13 protein-coding genes are annotated in these 16736 nt (G+C 57.5%); 3 read left to right on the top strand and 10 right to left on the bottom strand.

The window, feature by feature from the left end; genetic code table 11:
- Positions 1-2: 2 nt before the first annotated feature.
- From ACJ8OK_RS04655 to ACJ8OK_RS04630, 6 genes are all read right to left on the bottom strand, one after another.
- On the bottom strand, positions 3-1502 hold the full coding sequence (locus ACJ8OK_RS04655; protein ID WP_015378038.1) for a sugar ABC transporter ATP-binding protein: 1500 nt from the start codon (positions 1500-1502) through the stop codon (positions 3-5).
- Between the two features lie 9 nt (positions 1503-1511).
- Positions 1512-2129, bottom strand: a complete 618-nt coding sequence (locus ACJ8OK_RS04650; protein WP_033632906.1) for a DUF2291 family protein — start codon at positions 2127-2129, stop codon at positions 1512-1514.
- 64 nt (positions 2130-2193) lie between these two features.
- Positions 2194-3126 carry a D-ribose ABC transporter substrate-binding protein gene (locus ACJ8OK_RS04645; protein WP_033632905.1) on the bottom strand — a complete coding sequence of 311 codons (933 nt, stop codon included), beginning with the start codon at positions 3124-3126 and terminating at the stop codon, positions 2194-2196.
- Positions 3127-3189: 63 nt separating this feature from the next.
- Complete coding sequence (locus ACJ8OK_RS04640) at positions 3190-3990, bottom strand: GolD/DthD family dehydrogenase (protein ID WP_033632904.1); 801 nt, start codon at positions 3988-3990, stop codon at positions 3190-3192.
- Between the two features lie 10 nt (positions 3991-4000).
- The gene (locus ACJ8OK_RS04635) at positions 4001-4906 is read right to left on the bottom strand and encodes a transketolase family protein (RefSeq protein ID WP_004930670.1); all 906 of its coding nucleotides are present in this window, start codon (positions 4904-4906) and stop codon (positions 4001-4003) included.
- A 2-nt stretch (positions 4907-4908) separates the two neighbouring features.
- A complete protein-coding gene (locus ACJ8OK_RS04630; protein WP_033632903.1) occupies positions 4909-5712 on the bottom strand; it encodes a transketolase in 804 nt (267 codons plus the stop codon).
- 388 nt (positions 5713-6100) lie between these two features.
- Between ACJ8OK_RS04630 and ACJ8OK_RS04625 the strand changes: the two genes are divergently transcribed.
- Complete coding sequence (locus ACJ8OK_RS04625) at positions 6101-6895, top strand: DeoR/GlpR family DNA-binding transcription regulator (protein WP_004930674.1); 795 nt, start codon at positions 6101-6103, stop codon at positions 6893-6895.
- Between the two features lie 22 nt (positions 6896-6917).
- On the opposite strand, the gene pgpB is transcribed toward ACJ8OK_RS04625, so the two are convergent.
- The gene (gene pgpB, locus ACJ8OK_RS04620; RefSeq protein WP_033632902.1) at positions 6918-7679 is read right to left on the bottom strand and encodes a phosphatidylglycerophosphatase B; all 762 of its coding nucleotides are present in this window, start codon (positions 7677-7679) and stop codon (positions 6918-6920) included.
- A gap of 279 nt (positions 7680-7958) precedes the next feature.
- On the opposite strand from pgpB, the gene ribA reads away from it, so the two are divergent.
- On the top strand, positions 7959-8552 hold the full coding sequence (gene ribA / locus ACJ8OK_RS04615; RefSeq protein ID WP_004930678.1) for a GTP cyclohydrolase II: 594 nt from the start codon (positions 7959-7961) through the stop codon (positions 8550-8552).
- A gap of 56 nt (positions 8553-8608) precedes the next feature.
- On the opposite strand, the gene acnA is transcribed toward ribA, so the two are convergent.
- Positions 8609-11281, bottom strand: coding sequence for an aconitate hydratase AcnA (gene acnA, locus ACJ8OK_RS04610; protein ID WP_021503816.1), 2673 nt, complete (start codon positions 11279-11281; stop codon positions 8609-8611).
- Between the two features lie 301 nt (positions 11282-11582).
- On the opposite strand from acnA, the gene ACJ8OK_RS04605 reads away from it, so the two are divergent.
- Positions 11583-12440 carry a DUF6216 family protein gene (locus ACJ8OK_RS04605; protein ID WP_139806260.1) on the top strand — a complete coding sequence of 286 codons (858 nt, stop codon included), beginning with the start codon at positions 11583-11585 and terminating at the stop codon, positions 12438-12440.
- Positions 12441-12505: 65 nt separating this feature from the next.
- Here ACJ8OK_RS04605 and cysB read toward each other — a convergent pair whose 3' ends face one another.
- Complete coding sequence (gene cysB, locus ACJ8OK_RS04600) at positions 12506-13480, bottom strand: HTH-type transcriptional regulator CysB (RefSeq protein ID WP_004930690.1); 975 nt, start codon at positions 13478-13480, stop codon at positions 12506-12508.
- Between the two features lie 360 nt (positions 13481-13840).
- Entirely contained in the window at positions 13841-16438 is a 2598-nt protein-coding gene (gene topA, locus ACJ8OK_RS04595; RefSeq protein WP_004930691.1) for a type I DNA topoisomerase, read from the bottom strand.
- Positions 16439-16736 lie beyond the last annotated feature (298 nt).

Here is a 16736-nt window from a genome sequence, read left to right as displayed (position 1 = left end):
CCTTATGCGTGAGGGGTGGAGGCGCGGATCAGCGTTTCGCGATCGGCCCGCTCGCGTGGCAGATCGGCCGTCAACTGCCCGTCCGCCATCACCATCACCCGGTCGGCCAGTGAGACCACCTCATCCAGCTCCGACGAAGAGAACATCACCGCCAACCCCTGACGCGCCATCGCGCCAATCAGGTGGTAAACGTCCGTTTTGGCACCGACGTCGATTCCGCGCGTCGGCTCATCGAGAAACACCACCTGCGGCCCGGTCAGAAGCGCCTTGCCCAACACAACTTTCTGCTGATTGCCGCCGCTCAGGCTGGTGATTGGCAGCTCCCGGTCACTCACCTTGATCGCCAGTTTTTCGATCATGCCATCGACCAACGCGCACTCCCCGGCCGACGCCAACGGCCGTAGCGCATTACGCCCCAGGCTGGCCAGGGTCATGTTGGCCTTAATCGACATCATCTGCACCAGCCCCTCCGCTTGCCTGTCTTCCGGCACCAGCGCCATGCCCAACGCCATGCGTTGACGAAACCCCAACCGTTCCACGCTTTTGCCATTGAGCAAAATGCGGCCTGCAGTCTGGCGCATCACGCCGTTGAGCACTTTGAACAGTTCGGTACGGCCGGCACCCAACAGGCCATAAATGCCGATCACTTCCCCTTTGCGCAGTGAAAAACTGACGTCGTTAAGGCAATAGCCGCCGTTTTCACGCGGCAGCGTCAGCTGTTCGACCTTCAGCACTTCATCCCCTTGCTCTGCCGCGCAATAATCAAAGTGCTTGCTCTTTTCCCCCACCATCTTTTCGATGATCCACGGAATGCTGACGTTACTGACCGGCTCGGCGGCGACAAAACGCCCGTCGCGAAACACCGTGATGCGATCGCCAATCTCCATCAGCTCTTCCAGTCGGTGAGAAATGTAGATGAGGGTGACACCGCGTTTCTTCAGATCGGCGATCACCCGAAACAGCGTGCGCACTTCAGCCTGACTCAGCGCCGACGTCGGCTCATCCATGATCAGCACTCGGGTGTCCTTCGCCAGGGCACGGGCAATTTCAACCAGTTGCTGATGGCCGATACCGAGGCTGCCCAATGGCGTATGCGGGTCGATATCCAATTCCAGCCGCTGCAGCAAGGATTTGGCCAGCTGATACTGATAGTCCACATTGATACGGCCACGCTGGAAGAACTCATTGGCCATAAAAATGTTGTCCATGACCGACATGTTGGGGAACAGGTTCAGCTCCTGAAAAATAATGCTGATCCCGAGCCGCTCCGCCTGCTGCGTGGAGGTTAACGTCACCGCTTTCCCCTCCAGTTCGATGGTGCCGGAGGACGGGGTTTCCACCCCCGCCAGCAGCTTCATCATGGTCGACTTGCCGGCGCCGTTTTCGCCGATCAGCACGTTGACCTGATTGCGAAACACTTGATAACTCACGCTATCCAACGCGGTGACGCCCGGATAGAGACGCGAAACGTTGCGCGTTTGAATAATGATCGGATCGCTCATCACGCCCCCTTAAGGTTGAATGCGCACCGGCGTGATCAACAGCGGCTCGGCAGGCGCCTGCCAGCTGCTGAATACGCCATACACGGTAATGTGGTCACCCACCTTGGGTTGGAAGCCGGTCAGTTCGTCGATCGAAGCCTGGTTAATTGCCCTGGCAAAATCGCCGAACAGCGCCTGGTCATTGAAATCGCTGTAACTCAGGCCGCGATAGCTGTCGCGCAACGCCGTGCCGCGATAAACCGGCCCGATCTGCACCTCTACGCTGCTGAGCGGCGCATCGGTCAGTTTGAGCGTTACTTTTCCGCTGCGTGAACGGGTGTTGACCGACGCAATTTCACCGCTGACCTTAACGTTGAAATAACAAGGAAACTCCGGTTGAGCGCGGTACCCCAGTTGGCCGCAGACGCTGTCAAAATCCTTGGCCTGGGCGATCCGGGCGATCAGCTCGCCCAGCGGCTGCGCCGTTTTGACCACTTGCGGGGCGATTTGGCTGCGGTAAATCTCCGCCGCCTGCGCCACATGGGGATTCACCGGGGAGCGAAGCTCCGCCAGCTTTTTCTCCGAGACGATACGACAACCGCTCAACGCCACGACGACGATGACGGTCAACGCAATGCGCATCGACATAACAACACCTCCGAACGCACCCCGCCGCCAGGACGGGGTGGTGAAAGACGCCGCTCAGCGCGGGTTACGGTTTGAAGTTGAAGTCACTGACTCGTTGTGCATTGTCTTTGCCGATCAGGATGCCGCGGAACATCACGCGCTCCTTGCCGGTATAGCTGCCGGATTGGAAATAGCCGTCCAGGATCTCAACACCCTGCGCGGCGATCGCCTGCGCCTGCAGCATCACGCTGGCGTAGAGGTTGCCGTTGAGAATGGCGTCGCGTTCATCGTTGCTGCCGTCGATGCCCACCACGGTGACATCCTGCCGGCCGGCGGCCTTCAGCGCCGCCACTGCGCCCAGCGCCACCGGGCCGTTGCCGCAAATCACGCCTTTGATGTCCGGATGCGCCTGCAGGATGCTGTCCATAATGCGTTTCCCCTCCAGCAGATTGCCCTTGGCATCCTGACGCGCCACGCTGACCATCTCGGGATATTGGTCGATCACGTTGTGGAACGACTGCGAACGCGTAACGCAGTTATTGTCCGCCAGATTGCAGGTCAGCTCGGCGTATTTGCCGGTTTCCCCCATTTTTTCCACAAACTGGTTGGCGACGTCCGAGCCGGCCTGGAAATTGTTATGGGTAATCTGCGCCAGCGCCACGCCATCGACCGGGATCTCGCGGTTGATCAGCACCACCGGAATACCGGCGTTTTTCGCCTGCTGCACGGCGGCGACGCTGGCCTGGGAATCGGCGTTATCCAAAATGATGCCCTGAACCTTGCGGCCGATAACCAGGCTGATGAGCTCCCCCTGGCGCTTGACGTCTTCGCCGTGCGACAGCACCAGCGTCTGGTAGCCGAGAGACTTGGCTTTGGCCTCGGCCCCCTTGGCTTCCGCGGAGTAATAAGGATTGTCCAACGAGTTGACGAGGATGGCGATCGTGCCCTTTTCCGCCGCCATGGCAGAGGTGCAGGCAAAACCGGTGAGCAGGGTAAGGTAAGTGGCTATTTTTCTCATGATGGTGTTCTCTTATCGTTGTGTTGAACATCGTCTGGTGTTGGCGATCGCTGCGGTTGCCGCTTACCAAATGGTAAAACCGCCGTCGATCATCAGATCCGCGCCGGTGATCATGTCGCTGCCGTTGCTGGCAAAAAACAGGATCGCCGCTGCGATTTCATCGGTATAGGCAAAGCGCCCCAGCGGGATCAGCTTTTTCATCGCCTCGCCCTTCTCGCCGCGCCAGGCTTTCTCTCCCATAGGCGTCAGCACTACGGTGGGCGATAAGGTGTTGACGGTGATGCCGTGTGGCGCCCACTCTTTGGCCATCACCTTGGTCATGCCCAGCAGCCCCGCCTTGGCAGAGGTATAGGCACAGTGATCGTCAATGGCGATAGAGGCCGCCTGCGACGCGATGTTGATGATTTTCCCGCCGTGGCCGGCGGTTATCGCGCGGCGCGCCAATTCTTGCGAGCACAGGAAAGGCCCGGTGAGGTTGACCGCCAAATGGCGCTGCCACTCCTTGAGCGTGACCTCCGTCGCTGGCTGCAAATTAACGTAGCCGGCGCAGTTGACCAGGATATCGAGCCGGCCAAAGCGCCGCTCAGCCGCGTTGAAGGCGGCAACTACCGAGTCGGGGTCGGTCACGTCACACACCTGACAGAACACCTGTTCTTCACCCAACTCTCGTAGCGCCGCCGCGGCCTTGTCCTGTTCAAAGGGCGGATACATCAACACCAGGCGCGCGCCCTTTTCCAACAGCAGGCGATTGGCGGCCATCGCGATGCCGCCCAAACCGCCGGTGATTACCGCAACCTTCCCTGCCAGCGACATCCGGCTATCGACACCGTAGCGTAAATTAACGTCGTATTCGTTCCGCTCCATCGCATTCCCCCTATTGCGTTAACTGAGCGTGCAATCCTGCCGCATCGATGGCGTATTGCCGCCGCAGCGCCGCCCGACTGCTGCTGTGGGTAAACTCGTAAGCCGGCATGCCCAGCGCAGTAAACGGCTGCGGCAGTTGGTGCCGCAGCAACAATTCACCGATGATGGTGCCTAAACCACCGCTGAGCGCATGTTCCTCCATGGTCAACACCCGGCGGTGCGAGCGTATCAACGCCACTACCGCCGCCTCATTGAGTGGCCAGAGCGAAGGGAGAGAAACGATGGTCGGGTTGTCGCCCAATGCCAGTACCTTCATCGCCTCATGCGCCACCGTCCCCAGACAAAACACCAGGCTGTCGCCCCCCTGATGCAACACCTCCGGTTCTCCGGGACGGAAGTGATAGTCCGCGTTCAATACCGGCAACTTGTCGCTGTCCATGCGGATATAGGCTGGGCCGGGTTGTGCGATAACATAACGGACAATCTCTGCCGCTTGCCGCGCATCCGCCGGCGCATAGATGCAGAGATTGCCCAGCGTGCGGGCGATGGCGATATCGTTCATGCAGTGGTGCGTCGCCCCCAACGGCCCATAGCCGAATCCGGCATTCAAGCCGAGCATTTTCACGTTGGTCCCCGTGTAGCAAACATCATTTTTCATCTGTTCGTTAGAGCGAGCGAACAGGAAGGGTGCCGCGTTGGCGGTAAAGACCGTGCGGCCGCTGAGCGCCATGCCGGCGGCCATGCCCACCATGTTTTGTTCGGCAATACCGACGTTCACCACCCGCTCCGGATAAGCCTGTTCAAAAGGCGCGATTTTCGACGTGGACGTGGAATCCGCCACCATCACGCTCAGATCTGCACCCGCTCGTTGCTGTTCGATCAACGCCGTCACCACGGCATCGCGTAAATCCTGCATATTTACCCCTCCAGTTCCGCCAGCGCCTGCGCCAACTGTTGCTCGTCCGGTACCGCGTGATGCCAGGCGGCAACGTTAGCCATAAACGACACACCGTGCCCCTTTTCCGTATTGGCCAAGATCACTCGCGGCTTGTCCTGGCTCGGACGTTGGATCGCCGCCACCAGCGCCGCCGGATCGTGGCCGTCGCACTCCAGAGTTTCAAAACCGAAAGCGCGCCATTTTTCCGCCAGCGGTTCCAGCGGCATGATGGCCTCCGTCTTGCCAGCCAGCTGCAGCCGGTTGCGATCGACGATGGCGATCAGGTTGTCCAGTTTGAATTTACTGGCCGCCATCGCCGCCTCCCAATTGGCCCCCTCCGCCAGTTCGCCGTCGCCCAGCAACACAAAAGCGCGGCGATGCGCACGCCCCGCCAGCTTGTTGCCCAGCGCCAACCCCACGGCGATCGGCAGCCCATGCCCCAAACCGCCGGAGTTAATCTCCACCAGATCCGGCAGCTTTTGCCGCACCGGATGCCCGGCCAACAGGGTGTCGTCGCCCATGAACTGATCGAGCACCGCTGGATCGAGCAAGCCCATTGCCGCACAACTGCAGTAAAAACCGCCGGCGCCATGCCCTTTAGACAAAATGAACCGATCCTGATCGGGCCGGGCATTGCTGCGATCCATCACCGCCATATACAAGGTGCAGATGATGTCGATTTCCGACAGATCGGCGCCGGTATGGCCCTTGCCTGCCTTATGGTTCATGGTCACCACATATCGGCGCGCCTGGCGCGCCGTGTTTTTAATCGCCTGAAAGTCCATCGTCACCTCTGCATAAACGCCTTGATTATCGTTATCGCATCGAAAGCGATCCGTTAACTCGCCATTGATTTTCGAATGGAAATCATATGCAGCAAAAACGATAATTAATGTGGGCAAGATCAAATTTCAAACAAAAGCACTTAACAGACAACGCTAAAACTCATATAAATTCATATATAACAATAAAATAAAAACCACAAAGCTGCTTTTCCTTAGTTTTTATCGTTGAAAATCGCCGACGCAAAAGACTTTCGAATAAAAATCAATAGGGATTAACCGGGTTTATCCATAGCTTTATCAATAATCGCAAGCTAAAATTCAGCGCATCAATAAGGAGTTGCCGTGGCAAGCCGCGCGGCGGAAACTGACAGGTGCAGGAGTCTTTCGATTGAAAAGCAAAAGCGAACAGCTGGCGGAAATGCAGCAACGACGCGAAAAGATCCTCGACATGATCCGCGAAGACGGCTCAGCGACGGTCAAAATGCTTACCGATACCTTCAAGCTAACCGAGGCGACCATTCGTACCGACCTGCGGATCCTGCAGCAACAAGGCTATGTGCAGCGTTTCCACGGTGGCGCCACCCTGGTTGATGGCAAGCAAAATACCCACGCCATGCTGCTGGAACGCCAGGTTAACCTGACCGCCAAAGATCGCATCGGCAAGCTCGCCGCCGGTTTTATCGAACCGGGCGACACCATCATTCTTGATTCGGGCACCACCACCACGGCTATCGCCAATCACCTGAATCACATAAAGAAATTGTCCGTTATCACCACCGGCGTCAATATTGCGCTGCAGCTGGGTGGCGAGCCGGGCGTGAATATTTTGCTGACCGGGGGCTCATTCAAATTTCCCACGCTCTCCACTTCCGGGGACAAGGCCGCCAGCTTCTTCGAAAACGTGCTGGCGCAGAAACTGTTCCTCGCGACGGCCTGCATCTCGCCCCGTCACGGCCTCAGTTTCCCAAGCGAAACCGACATCAAACTGAAAATGGCGATGATCAATGCGGCCAACACGGTGTATGTGGTGGCCGACTCCAGCAAGATCGATAAGGTTTCAATGTTTGCGCTGCCTTGTGACTGGCAACATATCGACTATTTGATTACCGATAACGGAATTGGCGATGCCGCCAGGCAGGCATTTGAACAGGTAGGCGTTAAGGTATTGGTGGCAGACGCCTGACTGGCGCCTGCGTGAAGAATGCTTATTCCGGCTTGCGCGCCGCGATTTCCTGCTGCTCTTGTGGCGGCGGCGTCAGCGGGCCGAACCAGCGCTGCGCCAGCCAGCAGGTGACCACCACCAGCAGCCAACTGATCAGCGTAGCCATCGCCAGATCGCGCGGCCAGTGCATGCCCAGCAGCAGACGGCTGCCCATCACCCCCGTTGCCCACACCATCAGCAGCGCAACGGTTTTATAATGACGGCGCGGCCACAGCAGCCCTACGCCCAACAGCGCCCAGGTGGCGGCGAACATCGTATGCCCCGACGGGAAAGCGAAGCCGGTTTCAAACTGCCAGTGCTTGCGCAGCCAGTTCGGCACCAGCGTCTGGTCTTGCAGTTGCTCGCGCACCAGCGCGCTGCGCTCTTTGCGATGCAGCGAATAGAAATATTTTCCGTCCACTCCGTGGGTTTGCTCGAGCCATACCACAAACGGCCGCGGTTCTTGCACCCGATCCTTGATCAACGACTTAACCCCCTGCCCAATCACCAACGCGGCGGAAAGCAGGAGCGCCAGACCGATGGCCGCCTTCAGCCGAAAGCGCAGGCACCACAAAAACCAACCGCAAAGGACAGCGCTGGTCAGAATGCCCCACGGCGAGGTTACGGTTTCGGTCACCCAGAACAGCGCTTTGAGCAGCCGATCATTGCCGCCGGGCTGCCAATGCCAGCCGGATGCCCATACGACCAGCGGCATCAACAGCAGCAGCAACGCGCCGCCCGCCGTACGTTTTGCTATCTCATACATTCCCGTTTTCCTCTGCGTGAATCAGGCTGCAGTGTAACAAGAGTGCAATATTGATAACACGCGAAAAATTAAACAGATACAAAACCTATCGCAATAATAGGTGGCCAGAAAACGCCATCTGCTGGTTTGCTGAGCACCGCCCGGCAAGAAGTTGTGGCAAAATAGCCGATAATTAACGAAATAGAGATCGGCGTAGCACGTTTTAGTCTTGGTCAATTTACTGAACCGGACTTAGGATGCGCGACAATGATTGAATCGTAGGTTTTTGTGGAGAGTGACATGCAGCTGAAACGGGTGGCAGAGGCTAAACTGCCGACACCTTGGGGCGATTTCCTGATGGTAGGATTCGAAGAACTGGCGACCGGACATGACCATCTGGCACTGGTATTCGGTGATATTTCCGGCGAAGCGCCGGTGCTCGCACGCGTGCATTCCGAATGCCTGACCGGCGACGCGTTGTTCAGCCTGCGCTGCGACTGTGGTTTTCAACTGGAAGCCGCACTGGAGCAAATTGCGGAAGAAGGCCGCGGCATCCTGCTGTACCATCGCCAGGAGGGCCGCAATATCGGCCTGTTGAACAAGATCCGCGCCTACGCCCTTCAGGATAAGGGTGCAGACACCGTGGAAGCCAATCACCAGCTCGGCTTCGCCGCCGACGAGCGCGACTTCACCCTGTGTGCCGACATGTTCAAACTGCTGGGCGTCGACGCGGTGCGTTTGCTGACCAACAACCCGAAAAAGGTCGAGATCCTGACCGAAGCCGGTATCAACATCAGCGAACGCGTGCCGTTGATCGTCGGCCGCAACCCGAAGAACGAACGCTATCTGGCCACCAAGGCCGCCAAAATGGGCCATTTGCTCGACCAGAAGTGATCGCCACCGCCGCGGAAACAATCAGGGCGCCTTACGGCGCCCTTTTTATTGATTAATTACAGCATTTTCCTGATCACATAGTGCAGGATGCCGTCGTTTTCGTAGTAAGTCAGCTCATTGCCGGTATCGATGCGGCACCGGGTGTCGACCACTTCCTTGCGCCCGTCGGCATAGGTGATGTGCACCGGCACCGTCTGGCCCGGCTGCAGCTGTTGCAGGCCGCCAACGCTGATCTGCTCATCCCCGGTCAGCCCCAGCGTTTTACGCGTCACCCCTTGCGGGAACTCCAGCGGCAAAATCCCCATGCCGATCAGGTTAGAGCGGTGAATACGCTCGAAGGATTCGGCAATCACCACCCGCACGCCCAGCAGGCGCGGCCCCTTCGCCGCCCAGTCGCGGCTGGAGCCGGAACCGTACTCTTTACCGGCGATCACCGCCAGCGGCACCTTCTCCTGCTGATACTGCATGGCGGCGTCGTAGATAGACAGCTGCTGTTGCGAAGGAATATGGCGGGTATAGCCGCCTTCCACGCCCGGCACCATTTCGTTGCGGATGCGAATGTTGGCGAAGGTGCCGCGCATCATCACTTCGTGGTTGCCACGGCGTGAACCGTAGGAGTTGAAATCCTGCGGCGCTACGCCATGCTCGCTCAGGTAACGCCCCGCCGGGCTGTCGCGCTTGATGTTACCCGCCGGCGAGATGTGGTCGGTGGTCACCGAGTCGGCCAGAATCGCCAGAATGCGCGCATCTTTGATGTCCTGCACCGGATCCGGCTTCACCTTCATGGTGCTGAAGAACGGCGGATGGCGGATATAGGTAGAATCCTCCTGCCACTGATAGGTCGCCGAACCGGTCACCTGGATCGCCTGCCAGTTGGCATCGCCGTCGAACACCTCGCCGTACTCCTTGTGGAACATCTCGGTGCGCACTTCTTCCACCGCCTGAGCGATGTCCCGGCTGCTCGGCCAGATGTCCTTCAGGTAGACCGGCTGGCCATCGTTACCCTCGCCCAGCGGCTCTTTGGTCAGATCGATCTTCATGCTGCCCGCCAGCGCATAAGCCACCACCAGCGGCGGCGAGGCCAGCCAGTTGGTTTTCACCAGCGGGTGGATGCGCCCTTCGAAGTTGCGGTTGCCCGACAGCACCGCGCCCACGGTCAGATCGCCCTCTTTGATCGCTTGCTCGATCGGATCCGGCAGCGGGCCGGAGTTACCGATGCAGGTGGTACAGCCATACCCCACCAGGTTGAACCCCAACTCTTCCAGATAAGCGGTGAGTTTGGCGCTGTCGAAGTAGTCGGTCACCACTTTGGAACCCGGCGCCAGCGAGGTTTTTACCCAGGGTTTGCTGCGCAGCCCTTTCTTGACGGCGTTTTTCGCCAACAGGCCGGCCGCCATCATCACGCTCGGGTTGGAGGTGTTGGTGCAGGAGGTGATCGCCGCGATCACCACTGCGCCGTCGCGCAGTTCGTGCTGCTGCCCGTCCAGCGTAAAGGTTTTGCTGTCTGTCTTGGCCTTGTGGCCGCCGATATCCAGCTCGGTAGCAGCCTTGAACGCCTGCGGCACATTCGGCAGCGCCACGCGATCCTGCGGGCGTTTCGGCCCGGCGAGGCTCGCCTCCACCGTCGACATATCCAGCGCCAGCGAGCTGGTGAATACCGGCTCATCTCCCGGATTGCGCCACATGCCCTGCGCCTTGGCGTAGGCTTCCACCAACGCGATTTGTTCGGCGCTGCGGCCGCTGAGCTTCATATAGCCGAGCGTAACGTCATCCACCGGGAAGAAGCCGCAGGTGGCGCCGAACTCCGGCGACATGTTGGCGATGGTCGCCCGATCGGCCAGCGGCAGATCGGCCAGGCCGTCGCCGTAAAACTCGACGAACTTGCCGACAACGCCGTGTTTGCGCAGCATTTGGGTGACGGTCAGCACCAGATCGGTGGCGGTAATGCCCTCGCGGAGCTTGCCGGTCAGCTTGAAGCCGACCACGTCCGGGATCAGCATCGACACCGGCTGGCCCAGCATCGCGGCTTCCGCTTCGATGCCGCCCACGCCCCAGCCGAGAATGCCCAGGCCGTTAATCATGGTGGTGTGGGAATCGGTGCCCACCAGCGTATCCGGATAGGCCACGCGGCGGCCGCTTTCGTCGCTGTGCCACACCGTTTGGCCAAGGTATTCGAGGTTAACCTGGTGACAAATGCCGGTGCCCGGCGGCACCACGCGGAAGCGGTTGAAGGCCTTCTGCCCCCAGCGCAGAAAGGTGTAGCGCTCGTGGTTGCGCTGCATTTCGATGCGCACGTTGTCTTCAAAGGCATTATCGTCGCCAAATTCATCGACGGTGACCGAGTGGTCAATCACCAGATCCACCGGCGACAGCGGGTTCACCTGGTCGACATTGCCGCCCAGCCGCCGTACCGCTTCGCGCATCGCCGCCAGATCCACCACCGCCGGCACGCCGGTAAAATCCTGCATCAGCACGCGCGCCGGACGGTAGGCGATCTCACGGTCAGCATGGCCGGTTTGCAACCAGGCGACGATGGCCTTGAGGTCGTCAACCTGCACGGTATCGCCATCCACATGGCGCAGCAGGTTCTCCAACAGCACTTTCATTGATTTCGGCAACCGGTCGATATCACCCAGCTGCTTCGCCGCCAGCGGCAGACTGTAGTAGTAATATTCGCTATTCAGCGCAACCAGCTTATCCAGACTTGTTTCACGAAGATCGGACGACATAGCTCCTCCATTTCTTATTGTGACTAAAACAGGGTAATCAGTGAGGTCTTGTTTAAAGATACCACAAAGATAAGTTAACGTTTTGATAACAACACGATTTGATCACAACGATAGGCGGGAACAATCACAGAAGTTAATGTGAAGAGTGTCAGCAAGTTACCTTAACCGCCGCTCCGTGCCTGAAACGCCAACGCCGCATGAAACGGTTTCATCGAGCATGCGCAATAATTTCAATCGGCATTTCCCGATACATCAGCGATATTGAACATTCTGACAATAAAGCACGCGCATGGAGCACATTTTGAATATCACCATCGATCCAACTTTCCAAAATCTAATGGTAGCGGCAACATCACTCATACCGTTGATTTTGTTTATCATTATTATCTATCGCACGCGTTCGGGGTATATTCTGCTCAAATTCTTGTGGGATAAAGTACTGCGCGGTAAGGGCAGCCAGTATGAGAGCATCAAAACATTCGACAGTGAACAGTATGAGGTGCATCGCTTTATTTACCATTACGGCATCAAGGTAAGAAACCTCACGGAAATTGAGGCAACGCTGCATTGGATGAAGAACAAAGACGTCGCAATGTATGAGTTGCGGCGCATAAAGGACAGATTTACCCCTAAAGATCAGAAAATTAGGCTGGCAAGCGCCATGGAGTTTGCCTACCTTGCCGTATCTATCGTGCTTTTGTACTTCATTACCATTGCCGCAACGAAACTGACAATCACCAATGAAGCCTGGTATGAGTTCAAACAGACCACGCACAGTTTTCTGTTGGGCAAAGACTATGCGAAAAACTCAGATCTGTTTATTCCGTTCACATCAGACAAAAAATGGGAACTGACACGAGAGCAATGCGGCACCCGCGATGCTTTTCACCGCGCCGCCGAGCTGGGTCTATTGGAAAGTGAGGTACAATCAATCTGTTATCGACTCACCACCGGTGATGACAGTGAACGGCGCGCCGATGTCAAAGTACAAAAGAGAATAGGATGGACTCTTTTGGCATCAAGCCTTTATCTGCTTTACCTGGCTGTTATAACGATCGTCGCCGCCAAACGGGCCAAAGCGTTGGATAAGCGCATCAACCAACACGTTAACGCTTTACCTCAGTCTCAACCCCCGACGAATAACCAAGATGTGTCGTAAGCGGCAGCAAACAAAACAGGAGGGACACCCCCTCCTGTTTTGACGGACGCTCTGCCAACCTGAACCTATTTAATCGGCAGCTTGATGTCCTTGAACATCGCCTCTATCTCTTCGTTGGAGCGCAGCGCCACCGCGCTGTCGACCACGTCGCGCGTCAGGTGCGGCGCGAAGCGCTGAATGAAATCGTACATGTAGCTGCGCAGGAAGGTGCTGCGGCGGAAGCCGATTTTGGTGGTGCTGTAGGTGAAGATGTCGCGCGCATCCACCGTCACCAGATCCGGATCCTGCACCGGATCCACCGCCATGCTGGCGATCACCCCCACCCCCAATCCCAGACGCACATAGGTTTTGATGACGTCAGCGTCAGTGGCGGTGAAGACGATGCGCGGCGTCAGGCCGGCGCGGTTGAAGGCGGTGTCCAGCTCCGAGCGGCCGGTAAAGCCGAAGGTGTAAGTGACGATGGGGTAAGCCGCCAGCTCTTCAATGCTGATGCTGCTTTTGCCCGCCAAAGGATGATCGGGCTTCACCACCACCGCACGGTTCCAGTGGTAGCACGGCAACATGATGAGATCGTCGTACAGGTGCAGCGCCTCGGTGGCGATGGCAAAATCGGCGGTGCCCTTGGAGACCGCTTCGGCGATCTGCGTCGGCGAGCCCTGATGCATGTGCAGCGAGACGCGCGGGTAACGCTCGATAAAGCCCTTGATCACGTTGGGCAAGGCGTAGCGAGCCTGCGTATGCGTGGTGGCGACGTACAGCGAGCCTTTGTCCGGGTAGGTGTGTTCACCGGCAACGGCTTTGATGGCGTCTACTTTGGACAACACTTCACGCGCGATGCGAATGATTTCCTGGCCGGCGGGGGTGACCTGGGTCAGGTGCTTGCCGCTGCGGGCGAAAATCTGGATGCCCAGCTCATCTTCGAGCATGCGCACCTGTTTGCTGATGCCGGGTTGAGAAGTATAGAGCCCTTCTGCCGTCGAGGAGACATTCAGGTTGTGGTTAACCACTTCCACAATGTAACGAAGCTGCTGCAATTTCATATCTTATACCATCCTAGGTTAAACACTGCGGCTTACCCGCAGCCAGGTATATCGGTGTCGCCCCGGTATGCTGAAACTCACAAGCCATAAACCCCGTGTTCTACCCTGATGGTGAAGAAAACGCCGTTGTTAATAAGCTTTAATAATAAAAAAATTTTTTATATAACCACTATACCACGATGCAGCTTCAAGTATAGATCCGCGTCACACTATGATAACGATTATTTTGCATGGGTATCAACGTGAAACGGCGATGTCGGAGGGATAAAAACAGCAAAGGATAGATCCGTTTGCCCCTTTTCACCAATAAAAAACCAGCCGCCGGGGCTGGTTTTTCATCTTGCAGGCAGGGCATCGCCCCTACTTCTTGCCTTCGACCCACTTGCCGTCCACGTAGAACGCAGACCAACCGGTCGCCTTGCCGTCTTTTTCAGAGGAGACGTACTGCTGCTTGGTTTTACGGCTGAAACGCACCAGCGTTTTGTTGCCTTCGGCATCCGCCACCGGCGCATCGGCCAGATAGCGCAGTTTCTCCGGCAGACGATCCTTGAAGCGAGCCAGCTCTTCCACCAGCGGCGCGCGGGTCTCGCGCGATTTAGGGAAGGTGTTGGCCGCCAGGAACACGCCGGCAGCGCCGTCACGCAGCACGAAATAGGCGTCGGACTTCTCGCACGGCAGCTCCGGCAACGGCACCGGATCTTCCTTCGGCGGCGCCACATCGCCGTTACGCAGGATCTTGCGGGTGTTTTTGCAGTTCTCGTTGGTGCAGCCCATGTACTTGCCGAAACGCCCCATTTTCAGGTGCATTTCCGAGCCGCACTTGTCGCACTCCACCACCGGGCCGTCATAGCCTTTCAGACGGAACTCGCCCTCTTCGATCTCATAGCCGTCACACGCCGGGTTGTTACCACAGACGTGCAGCTTGCGCTGGTTGTCGATCAGATAGCTGTCCATCGCCGTACCGCATTTCTGGCAGCGGCGGCGGGCGCGCAGCGCGTTGGTTTCCGCGTCGTCGCCTTCGAGGATGTTGAGCACTTCCGCTTCCGGCACCAGGTTGATGGTGGTTTTGCAACGTTCCTTCGGCGGCAGCGCGTAGCCGGAACAGCCGAGGAACACGCCGGTGCTGGCGGTACGGATGCCCATCTTGCGGCCGCAGGTCGGGCAATCGATGCTGGTCATCACCATCTGGTTAGGCCGCATGCCGCCTTCTTCCGGATCCTTCTCCGCCGTTTCCAGCTGCTCGCTGAAATCGACAAAGAACTCGTCCAGCACCGCTTTCCACTCGGCCTGGTTGTTGGCGACCTCATCGAGGCCGTCTTCCATGCGTGCGGTGAAGTCATAGTTCATCAGCTCGCGGAAATTTTCTTCCAGACGATCGGTGACGATCTCGCCCATTTTCTCGGCATAGAAGCGTCGGCTTTCCACCCGCACGTAACCGCGATCCTGAATGGTCGAGATGATGGAGGCGTAGGTGGACGGGCGGCCGATGCCGCGTTTTTCCAGCTCTTTCACCAGCGAGGCTTCGCTGTAGCGCGCCGGCGGCTTGGTGAAGTGCTGGCTCGGGATCAGTTTCTGCAGATCCAGCTCGCTGCCGATTTCGACGTATGGCAGGGTGCGATCTTCATCGCCCTTGCGCAGCGCCGGCATCACCTTGGTCCAACCGTCAAAGCGCAGCGTACGGCCCTTGGCGCGCAGCTGATAATCGCCGGCTTTCACCGTCAGCGTGGTGGAATCGTATTGCGCCGGCGTCATCTGGCAGGCGACGAACTGGCGCCAGATCAGCTGATACAGCTTCTGCGCGTCCGCTTCCATGTCTTTGAGCTGCTCGGCGAGCACGTTCACGTCCGAAGGACGGATCGCTTCGTGCGCTTCCTGCGAATTCTCTTTGCTGCTGTACTGATTCGGCGCCTTCGGCAGGTATTTATCGCCGAAGTTGTCGCCGATGTAGCCACGCACCATGTTGAGCGCATCCTGGCTCAGGTTGGTGGAATCGGTACGCATATAGGTGATGTGGCCGGCTTCATACAGCCGTTGCGCCATCATCATGGTTTTCTTCACGCCGAAGCTCAGGCGTGTACTGGCGGCCTGTTGCAGCGTGGAGGTAATGAAAGGCGCGCCCGGCTTGCTGCTGGTCGGTTTGTCTTCGCGATCCAGCACCGTGTAGCGGGCTTTTTCCAGCAACTTGACCGCGGCGTGCGTCTGCTCGCGGTTGACCGGCTTGAACGGTTTATCGTGCGCATGGGTCACTTCCATCTGCAGCGCGGTTTCACCCTTCGCCAGCAGATCGGCATGCAGTTCCCAGTACTCTTCCGGCACGAACGCCTTGATGTCGCGTTCGCGCTCAACCACCAGACGCACCGCCACCGACTGCACACGGCCGGCGGACAGGCCGCGGGCGATTTTCTTCCACAGCAGCGGCGAGACCATATAGCCCACCACGCGGTCCATAAACCGGCGCGCCTGCTGCGCGTTGACGCGATCAATGTTCAGCTCGCCCGGCTGTTTGAACGCCTGTTGGATCGCGTTTTTGGTGATTTCGTTAAACACCACGCGGCTAAAGCGTTTGTCATCGCCACCGATCACTTCCCGCAGGTGCCAGGCGATGGCTTCCCCTTCGCGGTCAAGGTCGGTTGCGAGATAAATGTGGTCGGCGTTTTCCGCCAACGATTTTAACTCGGCGACCACTTTTTCTTTACCCGGCAGGATTTCATAATGCGCTTTCCAGCCGTGGTAAGGGTCGACGCCCATGCGATTTACCAGCGCCGCCTTCTCATCTTTTTTAACTTTTTTCTTGGCTTTGTCTTCGGTTGAGTCAGCGCTCTTTTTGCTGGCTGAGCCACTGGTCGGCAAATCACGGATGTGACCGACGCTGGACTTCACCACGTAGTCACTTCCTAAATATTTATTAATAGTTTTGGCTTTTGCCGGGGACTCAACTATTACGAGAGCTTTACCCATATTTACCTTTACCTAATTTATTTCTTCTAAAAAGAAGTCTTTTATCTCGCCGTGCCGCGGCAATTCGTGTCTCTTTTTTTATATTGCGGCAGTCTGGCAAGAGATCAACAGATTTTTTTCTTTTGGTTGCCCAACTGCTCAACCTGAACGCAAGTTGTTGATCCTGCCTGCTATTCACCCATGCCCCAGAAGTATGGCTGTGTGAGTTTTATTCATGGCGTAAACAAAACCTTCCACCCGACGCCGCAAAATCCCACACTGTACCTGATAAAAAGCGTCACGCAACCTAATTAGCATG

The organism is Serratia sp. CY71090 (assembly GCF_052166845.1).
GTDB classification, from domain to species: Bacteria; Pseudomonadota; Gammaproteobacteria; order Enterobacterales; family Enterobacteriaceae; genus Serratia; species Serratia nematodiphila.
Note: the sequence above shows the minus strand (reverse complement) of the source record. Positions and strands in the feature narration are given on the sequence as shown.

Excerpts from the sequence above, each read along its gene's own strand:
- acnA (WP_021503816.1), bottom strand. The coding sequence starts at position 11,281 with ATGTCGTCCGATCTTCGTGAAACAAGTCTGGATAAGCTGGTTGCGCTG.
- ribA (WP_004930678.1), top strand. The coding sequence starts at position 7,959 with ATGCAGCTGAAACGGGTGGCAGAGGCTAAACTGCCGACACCTTGGGGC.
- ACJ8OK_RS04645 (WP_033632905.1), bottom strand. The coding sequence starts at position 3,126 with ATGAGAAAAATAGCCACTTACCTTACCCTGCTCACCGGTTTTGCCTGC.
- ACJ8OK_RS04655 (WP_015378038.1), bottom strand. The coding sequence starts at position 1,502 with ATGAGCGATCCGATCATTATTCAAACGCGCAACGTTTCGCGTCTCTAT.
- ACJ8OK_RS04640 (WP_033632904.1), bottom strand. The coding sequence starts at position 3,990 with ATGGAGCGGAACGAATACGACGTTAATTTACGCTACGGTGTCGATAGC.
- ACJ8OK_RS04650 (WP_033632906.1), bottom strand. The coding sequence starts at position 2,129 with ATGTCGATGCGCATTGCGTTGACCGTCATCGTCGTCGTGGCGTTGAGC.
- ACJ8OK_RS04635 (WP_004930670.1), bottom strand. The coding sequence starts at position 4,906 with ATGCAGGATTTACGCGATGCCGTGGTGACGGCGTTGATCGAACAGCAA.
- cysB (WP_004930690.1), bottom strand. The coding sequence starts at position 13,480 with ATGAAATTGCAGCAGCTTCGTTACATTGTGGAAGTGGTTAACCACAAC.
- pgpB (WP_033632902.1), bottom strand. The coding sequence starts at position 7,679 with ATGTATGAGATAGCAAAACGTACGGCGGGCGGCGCGTTGCTGCTGCTG.
- topA (WP_004930691.1), bottom strand. The coding sequence starts at position 16,438 with ATGGGTAAAGCTCTCGTAATAGTTGAGTCCCCGGCAAAAGCCAAAACT.
- ACJ8OK_RS04630 (WP_033632903.1), bottom strand. The coding sequence starts at position 5,712 with ATGGACTTTCAGGCGATTAAAAACACGGCGCGCCAGGCGCGCCGATAT.